Below are 21,412 nucleotides of genomic sequence, written 5' to 3'. Positions count from 1 at the left end.
GTTGTTTTGGCTGTTGCACCTGCCTTTTGAATTGTCTAAACGCCCCTCTACCCAGACCCCCGCGGAGAGGTGCCGGAGTGGTCGAACGGGGCGGTCTCGAAAACCGTTGTGGGCGCAAGTCCACCCAGGGTTCGAATCCCTGTCTCTCCGCCACTATTCCCTGACTATGGATCGCCCTCTCCTGCCTTGCGCAGGAAAGACGGCGTGTGGGGATTGTCGGCTTTGTCTGACATATCATGTGCGCGGGTCATCGGCGTGACATGCCCGCGGGTTCCTTTTTTTCGCGCCTCCAATAGATGTGGAGCCGCGCGGCGGCGGCACCTTCCGGTCCAGCGCCGCCCCTTGCCCCATCATTCACATCCACCGGCAAATGCTTGCGCGCTCGGGAACCGTCTCCATATCTCATCCATTACCGCATGGAAGCGGCACGGAGGCTTGGATGGGCTATGTAAAGACAGCGATGCTCATGGCGGCGATGACGGCGCTGTTCATGGGCGTGGGCTACCTGATCGGCGGCACGGGCGGCGCGATGATCGCGCTTCTGGTGGCGGCGGGGATGAACGTCTTCACCTGGTGGAACTCGGACCGCATGGTCCTGCGCATGCACAACGCGCAGCCGGTGGTGCGCGGCGACCGGATGGGGCTGCACGCCCTCACGGCCGAACTGGCGCGCAACGCCGGCCTGCCGGAGCCCAAGGTCTACCTGATCGACACGCCGCAGCCCAATGCCTTTGCCACCGGGCGGAACCCCGAGAATGCCGCCGTGGCGGTGACCTCGGGCCTGATCCGCAGCCTCAGCCGCGAGGAGCTGGCCGGCGTGATCGCGCATGAGCTGGCGCATATCCGCAACCACGACACGGCGATCATGACCGTGACGGCGACCTTCGCCGGGGCGATTTCCATGCTTGCGAACTTCGCGATGTTCTTCGGCGGCTCGCGCGAGAGGCTGGGCCTGATCGGCACGCTTCTGATGATGTTCCTTGCCCCGCTGGCGGCGGCGCTGGTGCAGATGGCGATCAGCCGGACGCGGGAATACGCCGCCGACAAGGCCGGGGCGGAGATCTGCGGCCAGCCGCTCTGGCTGGCCTCGGCGCTGGAGAAGATCGCCGTGGGCGCGGCCCGCATCGACAACCACGCGGCAGAGCGCAACCCGGCCACGGCGCATATGTTCATCATCAACCCGCTGCATGCCCACAAGCACGACAACCTGTTCGCGACCCACCCCGCGACGGAGAACCGGATCGCTGCCCTGCGCGCCATGGCCGGTCAGGCAGGTTCGGGACGTGTGCGGGACACCGCGACCGTCTCTTCCAGCAGCGTGCCGAAGACCCGCGCGCGCCGTCAGTCCGGTCCCTGGTCGTAAGGGTCCGGAGAGGCGACTGCGGCGACGCCTTGCCGTCGGGCGAATGGCCCCGCCCTGATGCCACCGCTTTGCGTCCGCCTGACCTTCTGAGCGGACAAGGCAGGTATCGCTCGCCCACGCCGTTGGATAAGGTGCCGGTCAAACAGAGAGGTACACATGGAGCTTATCGCAAAAGCAACCGCCCTGGTGGGCGGCACCGTCGCATACGTGCGGCGCATGGGATCGCCGGCACATCAGGCCTTTGGCGCAAAGCCCGACATTCCCGAGGCCCGTGCGCAGGGCATCATGACGCTGAAGATGCCGGTTGCCGAAGGCTGGAAGGACGGCCGACTGCCGACCTGCGCGCCCGGGCTCAAGGTCAACGCCTTTGCCAGCGGGCTCGACCATCCGCGCTGGATCGAGGTGCTGCCGAACGGCGACGTGCTGGTGGCGGAGTCGAAGGAACAGGCCGGGCCGCCGAAGACGCTGATGGATCACGCCGCGCAGGCGACGATGCGCCGGGTCAAGGCCATCGGCAAGAGCGCCAACCGCGTCACCCTGTGGCGCGACGCGGACGGCGACGGCGTGGCGGAGATCCGCAAGGTCTTTGTCGAAAACCAGAACCAGCCTTTCGGCATGGCGCTGGTGGGCAACCGCTTCTACCTCGGCAACACGGACGGGATAAAGGTCTTCGACTACGCCGACGGAGACGAGGCGCTGTCCGGCGACGGAGAGAAGCTGGTCGATTTCAAGCCGCACGGCCACTGGACGCGGAGCCTGATCGTCTCGCCCGACGGGACGAAGATCTATGCCGGGGTCGGGTCGCTGTCGAACATCGGCGACCAGGGCATGGCGGCCGAGGAAGGCCGCGCGGCGATCTGGGAACTGGACGTGGCCACGGGCGCGGCGCGCATCTTCGCCTCCGGCCTGCGCAACGCGGTCGGCATGGCGTGGGAGCCGGTGACCGGCAAGCTCTGGACCGTGGTGAACGAGCGCGACGGCCTCGGCGACGAGACGCCGCCGGATTACCTGACCTCCGTTCAGGACGGCGGGTTCTACGGCTGGCCCTATTGCTACTGGGGCAAGACGGTGGACGACCGCGTCGCGCAGGACCCGGAGATGGTCGCGCAGGCGATCACGCCGGACTACGCGCTTGGCGGGCACACGGCGTCGCTGGGGCTCTGCTGGATGCCCGAAGGCACCCTGCCCGGTTTCGGCGCGGGCATGGTGATCGGCCAGCACGGATCGTGGAACCGCTCGAAGCTGAGCGGCTACCGGCTGATCTTCATCCCTTTCGAGGGCGGCAAGCCGAGCGGCCCGGCGCGGGACATCCTGTCGGGTTTCCTGTCGGAGGACGAGAAGCTGGCCTACGGACGGCCTGTCGGGGTGACGCTGGGACCGGACGGCGAGTCGCTGCTGATGGCGGATGACGTGGGCGACGTGATCTGGCGGGTGACGGCGGCCTCCTGAGCGCCGTTGCGGGCGCCTGCATTCACCGAAGCGCCCGACATAGATGCTGCGGCCCTGTCACGGATCAGGGCCGCAGCTTTCCCCCGGTCAAGCCTGCCTTGCGGAAAGACGCTCTGTATAGCGGATGGTCCTGTCGCGAGGCCCCGCCGCCGTCACACCGGCACCTGCCGCGTGTGTTTTATCCGGCGCAGGGCGAAGATGGTGGATGTGCCCGCCACGCAGTCCAGTTCGAGCAGGCGCCGCATCAGGATGTCCTCGAAATCGGCGATGTCGCGCACGACCATGTGCAGCATGTAGTCCCACTCGCCGGTGACCGAGTAGACCTCCATGATCGCGGGTTCGTCGTCGACCGCCTGCTGGAAAGCCGCCCGCGCCTGCGCGTCCTGCGACTTCATCCGCACCTGGCAGTAGACATCCATGCCGCGCCCGACCTTTGCCGGATCGACCAGCCGCACCGGCGGGCCGATCACGCCGCGTTCCTCCAGGCTGCGGATGCGGCGCCAGACCGTCGCGGCAGAGCTGTTCGCCGCCTCGGCCAGTTCCGCCACGGAGAGCGAGGCGTCGCGCTGGAGCATCGAAAGCAGTTTGGCCTCTACCGGCGATAGCGGATCGAGATCGTTCATCTGGGCGCCCCTTCTGAAAGGAATCACTCACATTGGACCCTGCCTGGGACGTCGTTGAAAGCCCTTTTCACCCGAAATGCCGTATCATCGGGGCCAAGCGACACATGTCCGCACCGGGAGGAGACCGATGACAGACCAGACGCCGATCCTGAAGGATTACGCGCTGAGCGACCGCTACACACGCACCGAAGGCCGGGTGTTCATGACCGGGACGCAGGCCATCGTGCGCATTGCGCTGGACCAGGCGCGGCGCGACCGGGCGCGCGGGCTCGACACGCGGGGGTATATCTCCGGCTATCGCGGCTCGCCGGTGGGGGGCATCGACCTCGAGATCGGGCGAAACGCCGACATCGTGCGCGAGGCGGGCGTGACCTTCCTGCCCGCGGTAAACGAGGAATTCGGCGCGACGCAGATGATCGGCACCCAGCAGGTGGAGACCGATCCCGACAAGGAATGCCGCGCCGTCTTCGGCCTCTGGTACGGCAAGGGGCCGGGGGTGGACCGGGCGGGCGACGCGCTGAAGCACGGCAACGCCTACGGGTCCTCGCCCCACGGCGGGGTGCTGGTGGTGGCGGGCGACGACCACGGCTGCGTGTCCTCGTCGATGTCGCACCAGTCCGACGTGGCCTTCATGAACTTCTTCATGCCGACGCTGAACCCCGCCAACGTGGCGGAGTTCCTGCCCTTCGCCGAATGGGGCTATGCGCTGTCGCGCTTCTCGGGGATGTGGGTCGGCTTCAAGGCGATCTCCGAAACCGTGGAATCCGGCATGTCGTTCGAGCTGGCGCCGGACCGGACATTTCTCACGCCCGACTTCACGCCGACTGCCGACGGCCTGCACTACCGCTGGCCCGACCTGCCCGGCCCGCAGATCGAGGCGCGGCTGGAGCACAAGAAAAACGCCGTGATGGCCTTTGCCCGCGCCAATCCCATCGACCGCGCCGAATGGGGCCACCCTGCCCGCTTCGGCATCGTCACCACCGGCAAGGCACATCTGGACGTGCTGGAGGCGCTGCGCCTGCTGGGGATCGACCGGACGCGCGCGGCGGAGCTTGGCATCGACCTCTACAAGGTCGGCATGGTCTGGCCGCTGGAACATGACGGCGCGCTGGAGTTCGCCCACGAGAAGGACGAGCTGCTGGTGGTCGAGGAGAAGCGCGGCATCATCGAAAGCCAGCTCAAGGAGTATTTCTACGATTTCCCCGGACGCAAACCGCGCCGCATGGTGGGCAAACGCGACGAGACCGGCCAGCGCCTGATTCCCTGGACGCAGGAGCTTGGCCCGGTGATGCTGGCCCGGCACATCGCCGACCGGCTGGAACGCAACGGCATCGTCGATCTGCGGGATCGCGCGGCCCATGTGACCGACGCGCCGCAGCCGATCCATGTCGCTGGTGCGACCCGCACGCCGTATTTCTGTTCGGGCTGTCCGCACAACACCTCCACCAAGGTGCCCGAGGGGTCGCAGGCCTTTGCCGGGATCGGCTGTCACTTCATGGCCTCGTGGATGGGGCGCAACACCACCTCGCTGATCCAGATGGGCGGCGAAGGTGTGAACTGGGTGGCGCGGTCGAAGTTCAACGGCAACCGGCACGTGTTCCAGAACCTCGGCGAAGGGACCTATTACCACTCCGGGTCGCTGGCCATTCGCCAGGCGATTGCCGCGGGCACCAACATCACCTTCAAGATCCTGTTCAACGACGCCGTGGCGATGACCGGCGGGCAGCAGGTGGACGGGCCGATCTCGGTCGAGGCGATTGCCCGGTCGGTGCTGGCCGAAGGCGCGAAGAAGGTCGTCATGGTAAGCGACGCGCCCGACGGCCTGCCCCGGGTTCCCGGTGTCACCGCCTTCCACCGACGCGATCTGGACCGCGTCCAGCGCGATCTTCGCGAGATCCCCGGCACCACCGTCCTGATCTACCAGCAGACCTGCGCCACGGAGAAACGCCGCCTGCGCAAGCGTGGCCTGATGGAGGATCCGAAGCGCTACGCCGTCATCAACCCGCTGGTCTGCGAGGGCTGCGGCGACTGTTCGGTGGAAAGCAACTGCCTGAGCGTGGAGCCGCTGGAGACGGAATTCGGCCGCAAGCGCAAGATCAACCTCAACACCTGCAACAAGGATTTCACCTGCCTGAACGGCTTCTGCCCCAGCTTCGTCACGGTGGAGGGCGCGACGCTGAAGCGCGGCAAGGGCGCGGGCGACGCGGCCTTCGACCGGCTGTCGCAAAGGCTGACGGAGCCGGTGGGGCCCGCGCTGGACCGGCCCTGGGACATCGTCGTCACCGGCGTGGGCGGGACGGGCGTGGTCACGGTCGGACAGGTGATCGCCATGGCCGCCAACCTCGAAGGCAAGGGCGCATCGGTGCTGGACTTCATGGGGTTTGCGCAGAAATTCGGCCCGGTCATCAGCTACATCCGCATGGCAAAGGAGCCCGAGGCGGTGAACCAGGTGCGGGTGGAGCCCGCCTCCGCCGACGCGCTGATCGGTTGCGACATTGTGGTCAGCTCTTCCCCCAAGGCCTCGCAGACTTTCCACGCGGGCACCCGGGCGGTGGTGAACACCGCCGTCATGCCGACGGGCGACCTCGTCCGGAACCGCGACGCGGACCTGAACGCCGGGCAGCGTCTGGCGGCGATTGCCGGGGGTGTCGACGCGGCGCATCTGAAGACGCTCGATGCCAACGCCCTGTCAGAGGCGCTTCTGGGCGATACCGTCTTTGCCAACGTGATGATGCTGGGCGCGGCCTGGCAGGCGGGCCTCGTCCCCCTGTCGTACGATGCCCTGATGCGCGCCATCGAACTGAACGGCGTGAAGCCCGACCTCAACAAGCGCGCCTTCGCCTGGGGGCGGATCGTGATGACCGACCGGGCAGAGGCGGAGGCCGCTGCCGGGCTGACCGCCGCGCCGGTGATGACGCTGGACGAGACGATCGACCGCCGCGCTGCCTTCCTGACGGAATATCAGGACAGCGCCTGGGCGGACCGCTATCGCACCGTGATCGACCGGGTGCGCGCGGCGGAGGTGGCGGCGACCGGTGCGCCCGGCCCGCTGACGGAAGCCGCCGCGAAGGGGCTGTTCAAGCTCATGTCCTACAAGGACGAATACGAGGTCGCGCGGCTGCACAGCCAGACAGGGTTTGCCGAAGGGCTGAAGGATCGCTTCGAGGGCGACTTCGTCGTGAAGCATCACCTTGCACCGCCGATGCTGCCGGGCAAGGACGCGCGGGGGCGGCCGCTGAAGCGCAGCTTCGGGCCGTGGATCGGCCCGGTGTTCCGTCAGCTGGCCCGCATGAAACGGCTGCGCGGCACGGCGCTCGATCCCTTCGGGTATACGCGCGAACGGCGCAGGGAGCGCGCCCTGATCGGGGAGTACACTGCGCTTCTGGACAGGCTCACCACCGGGCTGACCCGCGACAACGTCGAAGACCGGGCTGGCATCGCCGCCAGGGTCATGGAGATCCGTGGCTTCGGGCCGGTGAAGGACGCGGCGGTGGACCAAGTGCGCGGCGATATCGCACAGGCGCTTGAAGAGCGGGGCCTCTGACCGCTTTGACCGGTCAGGTGGCCTTCGACAATTGCGGCGCGCGCCTGTCCTCCTGATCGACAATCTGCCAAACGGCCCAACGTTGTGAAGAAGGGGCAGCGCGACCTGCCGCCCCTTCAGGCCGCCTTGTCAATTCGCTTCTCGACCGCTTGCGCCGGGCGGGTGGAGAAGCGGGAGACGAGGTCGTTCAGGCTGTCGGCGTCGCCCTGAAGCATCTGCGCGGCGGCGGTGGACTCTTCGACCATGGCGGCGTTCTGCTGGGTCACCCGGTCCAGATTGGCGATGCCGGTATTGATTTCGTTCAGGCCCTGCGCCTGATCGCCCGCGCTTGAGGCGATGCCTTCCACCATCCGGGACACGTCTGCCACCTTGTCGAGAACGTCCTGCAGGGCGTTGCCCGCCGCCTCCACCAGCCGCACGCCGTCGCGCACGCGTTCGCCCGAGCCCTGGATCAGGTCCTTGATCTGCTGCGCGGCCTCCGCGCTTCGCTGGGCCAGACCGCGCACCTCGGAGGCGACCACGGCAAAGCCCTTGCCCGAGTCCCCGGCGCGCGCCGCCTCCACCCCTGCGTTCAGCGCAAGGAGGTTCGTCTGGAAGGCGATGTCGTCGATGACGGTCGTGATCTCCGAGATCCGGTCAGAGCTTTTCTCGATCTCGCCCATGGCATCGACGGCGGATTTCATCACCTCGCCGTTGCGTTCGGCGATCTCGCGGGTACTGTGCACGGTGGTGTTGGCGTCCGCTGCATTCTTCGCGGCGGAGCGCACGCTGTTCAGCATCTCCTCCATCGCTGCGGCGCTTTGTTCGAGCGTCGCGGCCTGGGTTTCCGTCCGGCGCGACAGTTCGCCGGAGGCAGAGGCGATCTGGTCCGAGCTGCCGAGGATGCTTTTCGCGCCTTCCTTCACCTCTTCGACGACCTTGCGCAGATGGTCGACCGCGCGGTTGTAGTTGTCGCGCAGCGACCTGTATTCGTCGGGGAACTCCACCTCGATCCGGCGGTGCAGCACCCCGCTGGCGAGGCTGTCCAGCGCCTGCCCCAGTTCTTCCACCACGCGGATCTGCGCGGCGAGCGTCTGTGCGCGGCGTTCCTCGGCCGCGCGACCGGCGCGCAGCACCTCCAGCAGGGTGTCAAGGTTGCGGGCGATGCCGCCGATCTCGTCCTTGCGGGCGCTCATGCCGTGCTGCGTGTCGTAATTGCCCTGCGCCACATCGGACACCGCCGCGGCCAGCGACTTCAGCGGGCGGCCAAGGGTCCGGGACAACAGGTAAAGCGTCAGCGACATCATCAAGGCGAAGGTCACGGCGGCCAGTACGAAGATCCAGCGGACCCGGTTCCAGACCTCCTTCATCTTCGCGTCGTAGGAGACGGTGAAACCGAAGACGCCGATCACCGGACCGTCTTCACCGGCGAGGACCGGCACCGCCCGCACGCGCCCGCCGTCCGCCGAGACCGCCGTTCCGGAAGACATGACCTCCTGCGCTATCTCGCCGACCTGCCCCATGTCGTCCGCGTCGCCGAGCGCCAGCACGACGTCCCCTTCGGCCCCGATCACCACGGCGGCGCCCCCGCTTGCGCCGACGCTGCTGAAGGCGTGGGCGACCGCTTCCTCGATCTTGTCGGTCACGTTGAAGCGCAGGGGTTTGGCAAGATCCTCCGCGGCCTTGTCGGCGGCGCGTTCCCCCTGGAGGTTCACGTCTGCGACGGCCATCCGCTCGAGCAACTGCATGGCACCGCCGGACAGCACGCCCGCGACGACGATCGTGGTCAGGGCCATGATCGCGGCGCAGCGGATGAAGATGGAGTGGCGGGCGCCGGCCCGCGGGCCGTCTGAAGTCGTTTGCTCGGACATCGGATTTCTTTCAGGTTTTTTCCCGATTTTTCCGCGCGGCGGGTTCGCCCCCCGCGCGGCAGTGCAACTCATCGGCGCTTACATCAACGCTTCGGCATCGATGCCCACCGTCATCGCGCCGATGGGGGCGCCTGTGGCCGGGTCGTTGAGGGTGATGGAGATCTGCACCTGGTAGGTCTGGCTCGATTCGTCGAACTCGATCTCAGAGACATGCACCGCGCGGGGACCGACGCTGTAGGTCTGCTGGTACTTGTCCTCGTCGCCCTGCCAGTAGTCGGAGGTCGCCTGCGAGGCGGCGACGTTCAGGCCGAGGGCATCCATGACGATCACCTCCGTCATCATCCCGCCGGACCCCTCGACCCGCGACCGCAGAAGGTCGGATGCGGGGTTCATCAGAACGCCGTCGACCAGTTCGGAGGCGCCGGTGCCGACCTCGGCCCGCCATTTCTGGTCCATCTCCTCGATGGTGGCGGCGTCGTAGCCTGCGGTCTGGGCATTCTGTTTCGCGACCGCCGAAAGGATGGCGGGGTCCTGCGCCCAGGGCGCGATGTGGGTGTCGAGGAAGGCCTTCACGTTGGCCTCGGGTTCGGCCGCGAAGACCATGGTGGCCGAAAGGCCGAGCATGGCGGTGAAGAGTGCTGCGCGCATGGGGGGAGTCTCCGGTATCTGTGTCAGGTGGAGCGCACGCTACGCCCCAACACCTACCAGTCGGTAAAGGCGCCTCATTCAATTTCCGTCCAATTGTCGCAACCCGCACCGCGGGCGCTGACGAAAACGACCCCATGTCGCATTCGGCGCAGACGGCGCGGCGCGCCAGCCGCCAGCATCGCGGCATGACATCACCCGATCAGGCAGACGGAGACCTATCGAGATGAATGCGCCTCTTACCCGGCGGGGCGGCGGTCGCCGTGCCCGTGTCGCTGCCAGAACCGCCGCCCTCGCCCACGATCTCAGGCCGGTGCGGGCCGGGCTCACCGGCGGGCGTTACAATCCCCTGAGCGACGCAGAGGTGCTGCGCATCCACCGCACCGCGCTGACGGCGCTGGAAGAGATCGGGCTGTCAGGCGCGCCGGAGAGCGGTGTGGAGGCGATGGTGGCCGCGGGTGCCCTGCAGGGCGAAGATGGTCGCCTGCGCTTCCCTGCGGCGCTGGTGGAGGACATGCTGGCCCGGGCCGCGCGGGACATCCCGCTGCACGGTCGCGAGGCGCATCACGACCTCGACCTGTCGGGCAGCCGCGTGCACTACGGCACCGCCGGCGCTGCCGTGCACATGGTCGATCCGGCGGACCGCAGCTACCGCGAAAGCACGGTGCAGGACCTGCACGATGCGGCGCGGATCGTCGACGTGCTCGACAACCTGCATTTCCTGCAGCGCCCCATGGTGGCGCGCGACATTCCCAACGCGCTGGAGATGGACCTCAACACGCTCTACGCCTGCTGCTCGGGCACGACAAAGCACGTGGGCACCTCCTTTTCCGACCGCTCGCATGTGAGCACTGCGTTCGAGCTGCTGCACCTGATCGCGGGCGGAGAAGAGGCGTGGCGCGCCCGGCCCTTCGTCTCGAACTCCAACTGTTTCGTGGTGCCGCCGATGCGCTTTGCCACCGAAAGCTGCCAGACGATGGAGGCCTGCATCCGCGGCGGTATGCCCGTGCTCCTGCTCAGCGCGGGCATGGCCGGGGCGACCGCGCCCTCGACCATCGCCGGGGCCATCGTGCAGTCGGTGGCGGAATGCCTTGCCGGTGTGGTCTACGTCAACGCGCTGGCGCCGGGGCATCCGGCGATCTTCGGGACATGGCCCTTCGGGCTGGACCTCAGGACCGGGGCGATGAGCGTGGGCTCGGGCGAGCAGGCGCTGCTGACGGCGGGCTGCGGGCAGATGGCCCGGTTCTACGGCCTGCCCGGCGGATCGGCGGGCGGCGCCTCGGATTCGAAGCTGCCGGACATGCAGGCCGGGTGGGAACAGATGTGTTCCAACGTCATGGCCGGGCTGGCGGGCGTGAACATGATCTACGAGGCCGCGGGCATGCACGCCTCCCTTCTGGGGTTCTGCCACGAGAGCCTGATCCTGGGCGACGACCTGATCGGTCAGGCGCTGCGCTGCGTGCGCGGGATCGAGGTGGACGACGACACGCTCGCGCTGGATCAGATGCGCGAGGTCTGCCTTGAGGGTCCGGGCCACTACCTCGGCACCGACCAGACTCTGGGCCGGATGCAGAAGGACCACGTCTATCCGACGCTCGGCAACCGCATGTCGCCGAAGGAGTGGGAGGAGCGCGAGAAGCCCTGCCTGCAGGAGGCCGCGACCCGCAGGAAGGAGATGATCCTGTCCGTGCCCTCTGCCGCCCGGTTCCACGCCGATCTGGACCGTGCCATCCGGGCCCGCTTCCCGATCCACCTGCCCGCGTATTGACCCCGCCGCCCCGGCACGTAGACCGGGGCACAGCCAAGCGGGAGTCGCCTCATGCCCTATCTCATCCTCATCCTCGCGGTGGTGGCCGAAACCATCGGAACCACCGCGCTGCAGGCCAGCCAGCAGTTCACCCGGCCCCTGCCCTCTGTCGTGGTGGCGGTGTCCTACGCTGCGGCGTTCTACCTGCTGAGCATGGTGCTGAAGGTCATGCCGGTGGGCGTCACCTACGCGATCTGGTCGGGACTGGGCATCGTGCTGATCGCCGTCATCGGGCGGGTGGTCTTTGGCCAGAAGCTCGACCTTGCGGCGGTTTTGGGCATGGGCATGATCCTGGCCGGGATCGTGGTGATCCACCTGTTTTCTCGCGCGACACCGCACTGACCGGCACGGCCGCGGTGCACAAACGAAAACGCCCCGGACCATGGGTCCGGGGCGCAACATCGACAGATCAGACTGCGATCAGAAGCGGAAGTTACCGCGCAGCGAGATCGAGTCCTGCTGCAGGTCGGTTTCCGTGGAGCCGAGGTTCTCGAAGTCCTCGTTCAGGTATTCCGCACCGACGCTGAAGCGATCGGTCACCTTGTATTCCATGCCGAGGCCGTAAACCGGGGAGGTCGCCTCGCCGATGCTGGTGTTCACCTTGGAGACACCGGCGGTGCCGTAAACCAGCGCCGGGCCGAGGTCGTAGCCCATGCGTGCCTTGGCGCGGGACACGTTGTCCACGTCGAAGCCGTTGACGCTCAGGTCGTCGTTGCCCTGGAACTCTGCTTCACCACCCAGAACGATACCGTTACCGAACTGGTAGTCGTAGCCGCCGTGCAGGCCGTAGATCAGGCCGGTCTCTTCGGAACCGCCCGAGGACGCCTGTGCGCCGCCGAGGCTCAGACCGGCATAGCCACCCGTCCAGGTGCCGACCGGTGCAACCGGAACGACTTCAACCGGGGTGACCGGGGTCGGCTCGACCGGCGTCACGTCAAGGCTGCCTGCGGAAGCTGCGGTGCCAAGTGCTGCAATGGCGACGGTCATGGTCAGGATATGCTTTTTCATTTCCTTCGTCCTTTCTTTTGTTTTTCACGCCTCGTTCCGGGTCTCTGTCCGGTCTGCTCGGGCGCTCGACAGCCATGTGGCCATCCGTAGTACCCTTTCAACGGTTGAACCCCGCGTTTCCGTTCCCGATTTCGTGTGTAATTTCCAAGGACTGGCATTTCTTGGCCAATCGGTGCCGATGACGTGGATGCACCCGGCCATTCCCCGCCTGTTCCGCGCACGAAAACGTGAGGAACGATCCGTCACATCATTGCAACAGGGGGGTTTGCGACCGATTGGCACTGGTGTTTTGGCCCGACTGCCGCTACGCGGGCGGCAATCCGGACAAGAGGAAACAGACATGCAATTGCGCAACGTCGCGATCATCGCGCACGTCGACCACGGCAAGACGACCCTCGTCGACGAACTGCTGAAGCAATCCGGCGCTTTCCGCGCCAACCAGGCCGTGGCCGAACGGGCCATGGATTCGAACGACCTCGAACGCGAGCGAGGGATCACCATCCTTGCCAAGGCGACTTCCGTCGAGTGGAAGGGCACGCGGATCAACATCGTGGACACCCCCGGCCACGCCGACTTCGGTGCCGAGGTGGAACGCATCCTGTCGATGGTCGACGGCGTGGTGTTGCTGGTGGACGCCGCCGAAGGCCCCATGCCGCAGACCAAGTTCGTCACGTCCAAGGCGCTGGCGCTTGGCCTGCGCCCGATCGTGGTGCTGAACAAGGTCGACAAGCCCGACGCGGAGCCGGACCGCGCGCTGGACGAAGTCTTCGACCTGTTCTCGGCCCTCGACGCCGACGAGGACCAGCTCGACTTCCCGCATCTCTATGCCTCCGGCCGCAACGGCTGGTGCGACACGGAGCTGGACGGCCCGCGCAAGAACCTCGACGCGCTGTTCCGCCTGATCGTCGACCACGTGCCCGAGCCGAAGCAGGTCAAGCACGTGGACGAGGACTTCCGCATGCTCGCCGTCACCCTTGGCGCCGACCCCTTTGTCGGCCGCCTGCTTACGGGCCGCATCGAATCCGGCCACGTGAAGGTGGGTCAGACGATCCAGTCGATCAGCCGCATCGGCCAGAAGATCGAGCAGTTCCGCGTCACCAAGATCCAGGCCTTCCGCGGCCTGCAGATGCAGGACATCGACGAAGCCTTTGCCGGCGACATCGTGTCCGTCGCAGGCATGACCAAGACTACCGTGGCCGACACGCTCTGCGCGCTGGCGGTGGACGAGCCGCTCGAAGCCCAGCCCATCGACCCGCCGACCATCACCGTGACCTTCGGGATCAACGACAGCCCGCTCGCGGGCCGTGACGGCAAGAAGGTGCAGTCCCGCGTGATCCGCGACCGTCTTTATAAAGAGGCCGAGACCAACGTCGCCATCCGCATCAAGGACACCCCCGGCGGCGAGGCCTTTGAAGTCTCGGGCCGTGGCGAACTGCAGATGGGCGTCCTGATCGAGAACATGCGCCGCGAGGGTTTCGAGCTGTCGATCTCGCGTCCGCAGGTAATCATGAAGGAAGTCGACGGCCAGATGATGGAACCCGTCGAAGAGGCGACCATCGACGTGGACGACGAGTACTCCGGCGCGGTGATCGAGAAGATCACAGGCGTCCGCAAGGGCGAGCTGGTCGAGATGCGGCCCGCCGGTGCGGGCAAGACGCGGATCATCGCGCATGTCCCGTCGCGCGGCCTCATCGGCTATCACGGCGAGTTCCTGACCGACACCCGCGGCACCGGCGTTCTGAACCGCGTGTTCCACGGCTGGACCCCGCACAAGGGTGCCATCCCGGGCCGCCGCCAGGGCGTGCTGATCTCCATGGAAAGCGGCGAGGCGGTGGCCTACGCGCTATGGAACCTCGAGGATCGCGGCAAGATGATGATCGGCGCGCAGGCCCCGGTCTACACCGGCATGATCATCGGCGAGCATTCCCGGGACAACGACCTGGAAGTGAACCCGCTGAAAGGCAAGAAGCTGACCAACGTCCGCGCCTCGGGCACCGACGAGGCCGTGCGCCTGACCACGCCGATGTCACTGTCGCTGGAAGAGGCCATCGCCTACATCAACGACGATGAGCTGGTTGAGGTCACGCCGAACGCCGTGCGCCTGCGCAAGCGGTTCCTCGACCCGCATGAGCGCAAGCGCGCGTCGCGCTCTGCCTGACCGGGTTTCGCCCTCTCGCGAGGGCGACCCACCGGGGGGTGCCCCCCCGGACCCCCGCAGGTATTTTTTCCAAGATGAAGGAAGGGGCCGGGTCGGACCGGCCTCTTTCGTTTGTGGTACGAAGGTTTGGGGTCAGTCTGCGGCGGCGGGTTCGAGTTCTTCGCAGCCGCGGGTCTGAACGCATGTGCTGCTGGGCAGAGGTTCGGCGCGGCGCAGGACCCGCTTCGTGCAGTTCACTTCCCGGAGCAGCACGTAGGCCGGCGCGACGAGGGTCTTTTCCTCGATATAGATCGCCGGGTAATGGGTCATGGTGATCTGGCCCTTGTCGTTCTCGTCGTGCACGAGGCGGGCCTTGCGGACGAGACGCCGGGAATAATCGTATTTCGCCTCGACGCTGACTTTCTTGTAGCAGCGTGGAGCGGGAACCCCGTCTGTGTCCACCGCAGAAGCGGCGGAATTGGCAAGAGACGCCAATACCAATGTCCACGCCAAGACGCGTCCCATGTTGCCCCCTGTTTCAGCCCTGCGCCGGAGTCTTCAATATTTCCGGCGCATTGGCAAGTTTTCCACAGGCTGTGTCCGGAGAATTTCCGGGGCAGAAACACAAAGGCCACGGCAAGCAAAAAGGGCGCGGGTTGGCAGCTCCCCACGCCCTTCGATTTATTTCACCTCAGGAGAGGATTATCTGCAGGCGGTTTTCACGGCCACGTAATGACCGGGCGCTGCCAGCGTCTTGTTCTCCTTGTAGACCGCCGGGTAGTGCATCTGCACCATCTGACCGTTGGCTGCGTGCTCCCACTCGGTGTGAGCTGCCATGATCAGGGTCTTGGAGGTGTTGTACTTGGCGGGGACCCAAACTTTGTCGTAGCACGCCACGACCTGACCTTCCCAAGCGAAGGCCGGAGCTGCGAGAGCTGCGAGAACAGCGGCGCCAGCAAGAACTTTTTTCATGATCTTTCTCCCAAGAAAAAATTGTAGGTGAGAGAACCTTAGCCAAAGAAATTCAGGTGGCGCGACAGGAATTCCGTACTTGCCGACGCAAAATCGCCCTAGACCCCCGGATTCCCCCGGAAATTCGGGAATCTGTGGCCAGAGTGCCATATTTTTGCAACGGTTCCGCGGTGTTGGCGGCCCCAATTCGCTTTCAGAAGCGGAAACATTTCCAGATTCAGAAAACGTTGTTGTGGATAACTGCACGGTATTCACAGTTTCCCTCGAATCAGCCACTTCTCAAAGACAGGCGAAAGGCCGGAATCCGCCGATGGCAAAGCATTGCTCACGCTGCGGTGAAGTTCGGGCGGGAAGGCGCCGAATTGGGTTCAACTCCTGTGGATAACCCTGTGACCGAGTTCGATTTCACCCGTTGTCACCACCCGGGCGCACCAGCCGCCGTGCCCTCTCATCGCGGTGTAACCGCCCTGCCCCAGAACCGTCTCCATCCGTGAGCACGGCGCGCAGGGAGCGGTGATCTCCAACTCGACCTCGCCGATCTGAAGGCCGAACTCCCGCGCGGCGGTCAGGTTGAGCCCGGAAACCACGATATTGCGGCGAAGCATCTCTGCCGTGACCGTCCTCCCGCAGAGCGCCGCGATGACGGGGATGTGTTCGGCCTGGATCAGGGTGACGGCACGCTTGCCGCCGCGCCCGTGGTCGCCCTCCAACCCGCTTTCCGTCACCGTGCAGCGGGTGACGGAAAGCGGGGGTGCCAGCCGGGCGGGCCGGAGGCCGATCCAGTCGACCCGCCCCGGCCCGGCAAAGCGGCGGCGCAGCTCTGCAAGCGGGATCACTCGGTGATCTCGACCACCATCAGGTCGCGTTCGGAGGCACCGCGGGCGTGATCCAGCGCCGCCTGATAGGCATCCGAGTTGTAGCACTCCACCGCAGCCTCGACGCTGGGGAAGCGGGCAACCACGTTCCGCGGCCGGTCACGGCCTTCAAGCTGCACGTAACGGCCGCCGCGCGCGATGAATTCTCCGCCGTGGGCGGCGATGGCGGGCCCCGCCAGTTCGGCGTATTTTCCGTAGGCCTCGGCGTCGGTGACCGACACATGCGCGATCCAGAGTGCTGGCATCTCATTTCCTCCAAAAGAATTGGCCCCGGCGCGTGTCCGGGGCCCCATGGTTTGAAGCGGTGAAGGGCGCCGGGGTCAAGCCCGGCCGCGCGTCATCCGGCGATCACGGCCCGCGCCGCGGCAATCGCGGCATCGGCGTTCTCGACCGAAGCGCCGCCGCCCTGGGCCATGTCGGGACGGCCACCGCCGCCCTTGCCGCCCAGTTCCGGCACTGCGGCTTTGACGAGGTCGACCGCGGACAGCGTGCCCTTCAGGTCATCCGTCACACCTGCGGCCACGGCCGCCTTGCCACCGGCATCGGCGATCAGCAGCACCGCACCGGAGCCGAGCCGGGTCTTGTGCTCGTCGATCAGTGGCGGCAGGTCCTTGCCCGTCACGCCGGTCAGCACCTGCGCCAGGAACTTCACGCCGCCGATCTCCTCGGCCTCGGGACCTGCGCCCTGCCCGCCACCGGCCATCGCCAGTTCACGGCGCAGGCTCGCCACCTCGTTCTCCAGCTTGCGGCGTTCGTCCATCAGGGCGCGGACGCGGGCCGGAACCTCGGAGGCCGGCGCCTTCAGCTCTGCCGCGACGGCGGCCAGCGTCTGGCCCTGCTGGGCAAGGTGGTCGAGCGCAAGCTGACCGGTCAGCGCCTCGATCCGGCGCACGCCGGCAGAGGACGCGCTGTCGCCGAGGCAGACAAACGCCCCGATGTCGCCGGTCTGGCGGACGTGCGTGCCGCCGCAAAGCTCCAGCGAATAGGTCGAGCCATCCGAGCCCTTGCCGGAGCCGGGCTTCGAACCCATCGACACCACGCGGACCTCGTCGCCGTACTTCTCGCCGAACAGCGCCTGCGCCCCGATGGCGCGCGCGTCGTCCGGCGTCATGATGCGCGTCGACACCGGCGCGTTCTGCCGGATGTAGGTGTTCACGTCCCGCTCCACCTCCTTGATTTCGGACGCGGAAAGCGCCTTGCCGTGGCTGAAGTCGAACCGCAGCCGGTCCGGCGCGTTGAGCGAGCCGCGCTGTGCCACGTGATCGCCAAGCGCCTCGCGCAGCGCCTCATGCAACAGGTGCGTGGCGGAGTGGTTCGCCCGGATCGCGGACCGGCGGCCATGATCGACCTCCAGCGAAAGCGCGTCGCCCTTGGTGAACGTACCCTTGTTCACTTGAACCAGATGCGCGAAGACCTTGCCCCCGCCCATTTTCTGCGTGTCCTCGACCGTCGCGATCTCGCGTTCGTTTTCCAGACGGCGCAGCCAGCCGGTGTCGCCGACCTGACCGCCGCTTTCGCCGTAGAACGGGGTCTGGTTCAGGACGATCCAGCCCTTCTCGCCCTCGGCCAGCGACTTGACCTGCGCGCCGTCCTTGACCAGCGCCAGCACCTGGCCCTCAGCCTGCTCGGTGTCGTAGCCGAGGAAGTCGGTCGCCCCCGCGGTTTCCGCGATGTCGTACCAGACGGCGGTGTCGGCCGCGTCGCCCGAACCGGACCACGCCGCACGCGCGCGTGCCTTCTGTTCCGCCATGGCGGCGTCGAAGCCCGCGGTGTCCACCGACCGGCCCTTTTCGCGCAGCGCATCCTGTGTCAGGTCGAGCGGGAAACCGAAGGTGTCATAGAGCTTGAAGGCCGTCTCGCCCGGCAGGGCCGCCTCTTCGCCAAGGCCCGCCAGTTCCTCGTCCAGCAGCTTCAGACCGCGGTCGAGCGTCTGCTTGAAGCGGGTCTCCTCGCTCAGCAGCGTCTCTTCGATCATCGCCTGTGCGCGCGACAGTTCCGGATAGGCGGTGCCCATCTGGCGCACCAGCGCCGGGACCAGCCGGTGCATCAGCGGATCCTGCGCGCCCAGCAGGTGGGCGTGGCGCATGGCGCGGCGCATGATCCGGCGCAGCACGTAGCCGCGCCCGTCGTTCGACGGCATCACACCGTCCGCAATCAGGAAGGAGGTCGAGCGCAGGTGGTCGGCGATCACACGGTGGTGCATCTTGCCCGGCCCGTCCGGATCGACCGACGTCGCATGCGCCGACGCCTCTATGAGCGAGCGCATCAGGTCGGTGTCATAGTTGTCGTGCTTGCCCTGCAGAAGCGCGCCGATCCGCTCCAGCCCCATGCCGGTGTCGATCGACTGCATGTCGAGCGCCTTCATGGAGCCGTCCTCGAACTGCTCGTTCTGCATGAAGACGACGTTCCAGATCTCGATGAAGCGGTCGCCGTCCTCTTCCGGCGATCCCGGTGGGCCGCCCCAGACCTCCGGGCCGTGGTCGTAGAAGATTTCGGTGCACGGACCGCAGGGACCGGTCGGGCCCATCTGCCAGAAGTTGTCGGAGGTCGCGATGCGGATGATCCGGTCCTCCGGCACGCCCACCTTCTTCCAGATCTCGAAGGCCTCGTCGTCGGTGTGGTAGACGGTGGTGTAGATCCGGTTCTTGTCGATCCCGAACTCGCGCGTCACCAGCTCGTAGGCGAAGGGGATCGCCTCCTTCTTGAAATAGTCGCCGAACGAGAAATTCCCGAGCATTTCAAAGAAGGTGTGGTGCCGCGCGGTGTACCCCACGTTGTCGAGGTCGTTGTGCTTGCCGCCCGCCCGCACGCATTTCTGCGCGGTCGTCGCACGGTCGTAATCGCCCTTCTCGACGCCGGTGAAGCGGTTCTTGAACTGCACCATCCCCGAGTTGACAAACATCAGCGTCGGGTCGTTGCGCGGCACGAGCGGGCTCGACGGGACGATCTGGTGCCCCTGCTTCTCGAAGTAGTTCAGAAATGTGGAACGGATGTCGTTCAGGCTTGCCATGTCTCGGGGCCTCTTTGCGGGCTATCAGGTCTGGTGGCCTGATGTATCTGCCGTGCGGGCATCTGTCCATGGCAACAAAGGGTTCGGCCGGGCCTTTGACGCGGGCGGCCACTTCACCATGCCGTCACGGTCCCGGCCCCACGGGTATACAGGGCGGAAAAGGGTGGCCCTATGGCCCCCAAATTCGGGTCAGCAAAAAGCGTGTGCAAAGAAAAGGGCGCCCCGCAGGACGCCCCATTGTCTTTCGGAGAAGGACCGATCCCCTTGGCGAGGCCGGACTATTCGTCGTCGTCGACCATGTCCGGCTCTTCTTCCGGCATGTGGAAGTCCAGCCCGTGCGCGGCACGGATCTTGTCTTCGATCTCAAGAGCGACGCGGGTGTTTTCACGCAGGTAGGTCTTGGCGTTTTCACGCCCCTGCCCGATCCGCTCGTCCCCGTAGGAGAACCACGCCCCGGACTTGTCCACGACACCGGCCTTCACGCCGAGGTCCAGAAGCTCGCCCATCTTGGAGATACCTTCGCCGTACATGATGTCGAATTCGACCTGCTTGAACGGCGGCGCGACCTTGTTCTTCACCACCTTCACGCGGGTCTGGTTGCCGACGACCTCGTCGCGGTCCTTGATCGCGCCGATGCGGCGGATGTCGAGACGGACGGAAGAGTAGAACTTCAGCGCGTTGCCACCGGTCGTCGTCTCAGGCGAGCCGAACATGACGCCGATCTTCATGCGGATCTGGTTGATGAAGATCACCATGCAGTTCGACCGGCTGATCGACGCGGTCAGCTTGCGCATCGCCTGGCTCATCAGGCGGGCGTGCACGCCGACGGAGCTGTCGCCCATGTCGCCCTCGAGCTCGGACTTCGGCGTCAGCGCCGCGACCGAGTCGACGACCACGAGGCTGACCGCCCCGGAGCGCACCAGCGTATCGGTGATCTCGAGCGCCTGTTCGCCGGTGTCGGGCTGCGAAATCAGCAGCTCGTCGAGATCGACGCCAAGCTTCCGCGCGTACTGCGGATCGAGCGCGTGTTCCGCGTCGACAAAGGCGCAGACCCCGCCCTTCTTCTGTTCTTCCGCCACCACGTGCAGCGTCAAGGTGGTCTTGCCCGAGGACTCCGGGCCGTAGATCTCGATGATCCGGCCCTTGGGCAGACCGCCGATCCCGAGCGCGATGTCGAGACCGAGCGACCCGGTCGAGGTCGACTCGATGTCCTTGATCGCGTTCTCGCCACCCAGCTTCATGATCGAGCCCTTCCCGAACTGTCGTTCGATCTGGGCCAGGGCGCTGTCCAGCGCCTTCTGCTTGTCCGCGTTCCGCTTGCTGTCCATACTGAGAAGATCTGCCGTTGCCATTCTTTGGCTCCTTATTCCACACGCACCGGGGCGCGGCAATCGCTGCTTTCGTTCGCCTCTTGTTCTCGTCAAGATGAGCACAAAAGTAGAACATTACAAGTCAATTCTTTCCTTCCGCAGCTTGCGCCCACAGGGTTAAAAGAAGGTTGAGCAAATCGAGAGACTTAGAGAATGTTGGTGTTCTGGAAGCAGCGTCTGGTGATGCTGGCGGTGCCGAAGACCGGGACCTCGGCCTATGCGACGGCGCTTGGCCCCTTGGCGTCGATGGTCGTGTCCGACCCGCCGGAGCTGAAACACGCGCCGGTCTACCGCTACAACCGCTTCTTCCGCCCGATGTTCGAGAAGGTCGGCGGCGAGGACATGGAGCTTCTGGCCGTGATCCGCGAACCCGTGTCGTGGCTTGGCTCCTGGTATCGCTACCGGCAGCGCGCGTTTCTCGAGGGCAAGCCGACCTCGACCCGCGACATGAGCTTTGACGACTTCTGTCAGGCCTACGCGCAGGGCGACCGCCCGCCTTTCGCCAATGTCGGCAGCCAAGCCAAGTTCGTGGAGCCGCGCCCCAACGGCGTTTCCGTCACGCATCTCTTCAAGTACGAGAATCAGTCGGGCCTGATCGGCTTCCTTGAGGACCGGCTGGGCGTCACGCTGGACCTCCCGCGTGAAAACGTGTCGCCCCGGCGCGACACCGACCTTTCCGCCGCAACGGAAGAGAAGCTGCGCCGCAAGTGCGCCGAAGATTTCGAGATCTGGGAACGCGCCACCTGAACGAGGGGTTCT

The 21,412-nt window shown here is 66.1% G+C and carries 17 protein-coding genes and 1 tRNA gene; 8 read left to right on the top strand and 10 right to left on the bottom strand.

From position 1 onward, the window contains the following. Positions 1 to 63 precede the first annotated feature (63 nt). The 3 genes from CDO87_RS20230 (at position 64) to CDO87_RS20220 (ending at position 2,812) form a co-directional block, all read left to right on the top strand. A tRNA-Ser gene (locus tag CDO87_RS20230) sits at positions 64 to 153 on the top strand. A gap of 286 nt (positions 154 to 439) precedes the next feature. Then, positions 440 to 1,363, top strand: coding sequence for a zinc metalloprotease HtpX (gene htpX, locus CDO87_RS20225; protein WP_100930453.1), 924 nt, complete (start codon positions 440 to 442; stop codon positions 1,361 to 1,363). Between the two features lie 156 nt (positions 1,364 to 1,519). After that, on the top strand, positions 1,520 to 2,812 hold the full coding sequence (locus tag CDO87_RS20220; RefSeq protein ID WP_100930452.1) for a sorbosone dehydrogenase family protein: 1,293 nt from the start codon (positions 1,520 to 1,522) through the stop codon (positions 2,810 to 2,812). Between the two features lie 152 nt (positions 2,813 to 2,964). Here CDO87_RS20220 and CDO87_RS20215 read toward each other — a convergent pair whose 3' ends face one another. Continuing rightward, entirely contained in the window at positions 2,965 to 3,435 is a 471-nt protein-coding gene (locus CDO87_RS20215) for an Lrp/AsnC family transcriptional regulator (protein ID WP_100930451.1), read from the bottom strand. 127 nt (positions 3,436 to 3,562) lie between these two features. Here CDO87_RS20215 and CDO87_RS20210 point away from each other — a divergent pair, with 127 nt between their 5' ends. After that, the gene (locus CDO87_RS20210) at positions 3,563 to 6,979 is read left to right on the top strand and encodes an indolepyruvate ferredoxin oxidoreductase family protein (RefSeq protein WP_100930450.1); all 3,417 of its coding nucleotides are present in this window, start codon (positions 3,563 to 3,565) and stop codon (positions 6,977 to 6,979) included. Positions 6,980 to 7,095: 116 nt separating this feature from the next. Here the strand turns inward: CDO87_RS20210 and CDO87_RS20205 are convergent, their stop codons facing one another. Together CDO87_RS20205 and CDO87_RS20200 are read right to left on the bottom strand one after the other, a co-directional pair. Then, entirely contained in the window at positions 7,096 to 8,829 is a 1,734-nt protein-coding gene (locus tag CDO87_RS20205; protein ID WP_157815061.1) for a methyl-accepting chemotaxis protein, read from the bottom strand. A 78-nt stretch (positions 8,830 to 8,907) separates the two neighbouring features. Continuing rightward, positions 8,908 to 9,477, bottom strand: coding sequence for a hypothetical protein (locus CDO87_RS20200; protein WP_100930448.1), 570 nt, complete (start codon positions 9,475 to 9,477; stop codon positions 8,908 to 8,910). 223 nt (positions 9,478 to 9,700) lie between these two features. Here CDO87_RS20200 and CDO87_RS20195 point away from each other — a divergent pair, with 223 nt between their 5' ends. Both CDO87_RS20195 and CDO87_RS20190 read left to right on the top strand, forming a co-directional pair. Continuing rightward, positions 9,701 to 11,242, top strand: coding sequence for a trimethylamine methyltransferase family protein (locus CDO87_RS20195; protein ID WP_100930447.1), 1,542 nt, complete (start codon positions 9,701 to 9,703; stop codon positions 11,240 to 11,242). 51 nt (positions 11,243 to 11,293) lie between these two features. Next, positions 11,294 to 11,623: a multidrug efflux SMR transporter gene (locus tag CDO87_RS20190; protein ID WP_100930446.1), complete on the top strand. Its 330-nt coding sequence runs from the start codon at positions 11,294 to 11,296 to the stop codon at positions 11,621 to 11,623. A 78-nt stretch (positions 11,624 to 11,701) separates the two neighbouring features. Here CDO87_RS20190 and CDO87_RS20185 read toward each other — a convergent pair whose 3' ends face one another. Further along, on the bottom strand, positions 11,702 to 12,289 hold the full coding sequence (locus tag CDO87_RS20185) for an outer membrane protein (protein ID WP_100930445.1): 588 nt from the start codon (positions 12,287 to 12,289) through the stop codon (positions 11,702 to 11,704). A 340-nt stretch (positions 12,290 to 12,629) separates the two neighbouring features. On the opposite strand from CDO87_RS20185, the gene typA reads away from it, so the two are divergent. Further along, on the top strand, positions 12,630 to 14,447 hold the full coding sequence (gene typA, locus CDO87_RS20180; RefSeq protein WP_100930444.1) for a translational GTPase TypA: 1,818 nt from the start codon (positions 12,630 to 12,632) through the stop codon (positions 14,445 to 14,447). Between the two features lie 132 nt (positions 14,448 to 14,579). Here the strand turns inward: typA and CDO87_RS20175 are convergent, their stop codons facing one another. The 6 genes from CDO87_RS20175 to recA form a co-directional block, all read right to left on the bottom strand. Next, a complete protein-coding gene (locus CDO87_RS20175; RefSeq protein ID WP_157815060.1) occupies positions 14,580 to 14,951 on the bottom strand; it encodes a hypothetical protein in 372 nt (123 codons plus the stop codon). 177 nt (positions 14,952 to 15,128) lie between these two features. Further along, a complete protein-coding gene (locus CDO87_RS20170; RefSeq protein ID WP_100930442.1) occupies positions 15,129 to 15,398 on the bottom strand; it encodes a hypothetical protein in 270 nt (89 codons plus the stop codon). 368 nt (positions 15,399 to 15,766) lie between these two features. Next, positions 15,767 to 16,234 (bottom strand): MOSC domain-containing protein, encoded by a 468-nt coding sequence (locus CDO87_RS20165; protein WP_100930441.1) that lies wholly within the window; start codon positions 16,232 to 16,234, stop codon positions 15,767 to 15,769. Beyond that, on the bottom strand, positions 16,231 to 16,518 hold the full coding sequence (locus CDO87_RS20160) for a DUF1330 domain-containing protein (protein ID WP_100930440.1): 288 nt from the start codon (positions 16,516 to 16,518) through the stop codon (positions 16,231 to 16,233). The genes CDO87_RS20165 and CDO87_RS20160 overlap by 4 nt, the downstream gene beginning before the upstream one ends. 92 nt (positions 16,519 to 16,610) lie before the next feature. Further along, positions 16,611 to 19,283 (bottom strand): alanine--tRNA ligase, encoded by a 2,673-nt coding sequence (gene alaS / locus CDO87_RS20155; protein ID WP_100930439.1) that lies wholly within the window; start codon positions 19,281 to 19,283, stop codon positions 16,611 to 16,613. Positions 19,284 to 19,561: 278 nt separating this feature from the next. Further along, a complete protein-coding gene (recA, locus tag CDO87_RS20150) occupies positions 19,562 to 20,635 on the bottom strand; it encodes a recombinase RecA (protein WP_100930438.1) in 1,074 nt (357 codons plus the stop codon). Between the two features lie 171 nt (positions 20,636 to 20,806). Between recA and CDO87_RS20145 the strand changes: the two genes are divergently transcribed. Continuing rightward, positions 20,807 to 21,400, top strand: a complete 594-nt coding sequence (locus CDO87_RS20145) for a gamma-glutamyl kinase (protein ID WP_100930437.1) — start codon at positions 20,807 to 20,809, stop codon at positions 21,398 to 21,400. The last annotated feature ends 12 nt before the right edge of the window (positions 21,401 to 21,412 follow it).

Source organism: Sagittula sp. P11, from assembly GCF_002814095.1.
Lineage (GTDB): Bacteria > Pseudomonadota > Alphaproteobacteria > Rhodobacterales > Rhodobacteraceae > Sagittula.
This window is presented reverse-complemented; position numbering and strand designations above follow the sequence as displayed.

Bases quoted from the DNA above. Each gene is read 5' to 3' on its own strand.
- CDO87_RS20190 (WP_100930446.1), top strand. From the start codon at position 11,294: ATGCCCTATCTCATCCTCATCCTCGCGGTGGTGGCCGAAACCATCGGA.
- CDO87_RS20220 (WP_100930452.1), top strand. From the start codon at position 1,520: ATGGAGCTTATCGCAAAAGCAACCGCCCTGGTGGGCGGCACCGTCGCA.
- alaS (WP_100930439.1), bottom strand. From the start codon at position 19,283: ATGGCAAGCCTGAACGACATCCGTTCCACATTTCTGAACTACTTCGAG.
- CDO87_RS20160 (WP_100930440.1), bottom strand. From the start codon at position 16,518: ATGCCAGCACTCTGGATCGCGCATGTGTCGGTCACCGACGCCGAGGCC.
- CDO87_RS20175 (WP_157815060.1), bottom strand. From the start codon at position 14,951: ATGGGACGCGTCTTGGCGTGGACATTGGTATTGGCGTCTCTTGCCAAT.
- htpX (WP_100930453.1), top strand. From the start codon at position 440: ATGGGCTATGTAAAGACAGCGATGCTCATGGCGGCGATGACGGCGCTG.
- recA (WP_100930438.1), bottom strand. From the start codon at position 20,635: ATGGCAACGGCAGATCTTCTCAGTATGGACAGCAAGCGGAACGCGGAC.
- typA (WP_100930444.1), top strand. From the start codon at position 12,630: ATGCAATTGCGCAACGTCGCGATCATCGCGCACGTCGACCACGGCAAG.
- CDO87_RS20145 (WP_100930437.1), top strand. From the start codon at position 20,807: ATGTTGGTGTTCTGGAAGCAGCGTCTGGTGATGCTGGCGGTGCCGAAG.
- CDO87_RS20170 (WP_100930442.1), bottom strand. From the start codon at position 15,398: ATGAAAAAAGTTCTTGCTGGCGCCGCTGTTCTCGCAGCTCTCGCAGCT.
- CDO87_RS20195 (WP_100930447.1), top strand. From the start codon at position 9,701: ATGAATGCGCCTCTTACCCGGCGGGGCGGCGGTCGCCGTGCCCGTGTC.
- CDO87_RS20185 (WP_100930445.1), bottom strand. From the start codon at position 12,289: ATGAAAAAGCATATCCTGACCATGACCGTCGCCATTGCAGCACTTGGC.
- CDO87_RS20205 (WP_157815061.1), bottom strand. From the start codon at position 8,829: ATGTCCGAGCAAACGACTTCAGACGGCCCGCGGGCCGGCGCCCGCCAC.
- CDO87_RS20200 (WP_100930448.1), bottom strand. From the start codon at position 9,477: ATGCGCGCAGCACTCTTCACCGCCATGCTCGGCCTTTCGGCCACCATG.
- CDO87_RS20210 (WP_100930450.1), top strand. From the start codon at position 3,563: ATGACAGACCAGACGCCGATCCTGAAGGATTACGCGCTGAGCGACCGC.
- CDO87_RS20215 (WP_100930451.1), bottom strand. From the start codon at position 3,435: ATGAACGATCTCGATCCGCTATCGCCGGTAGAGGCCAAACTGCTTTCG.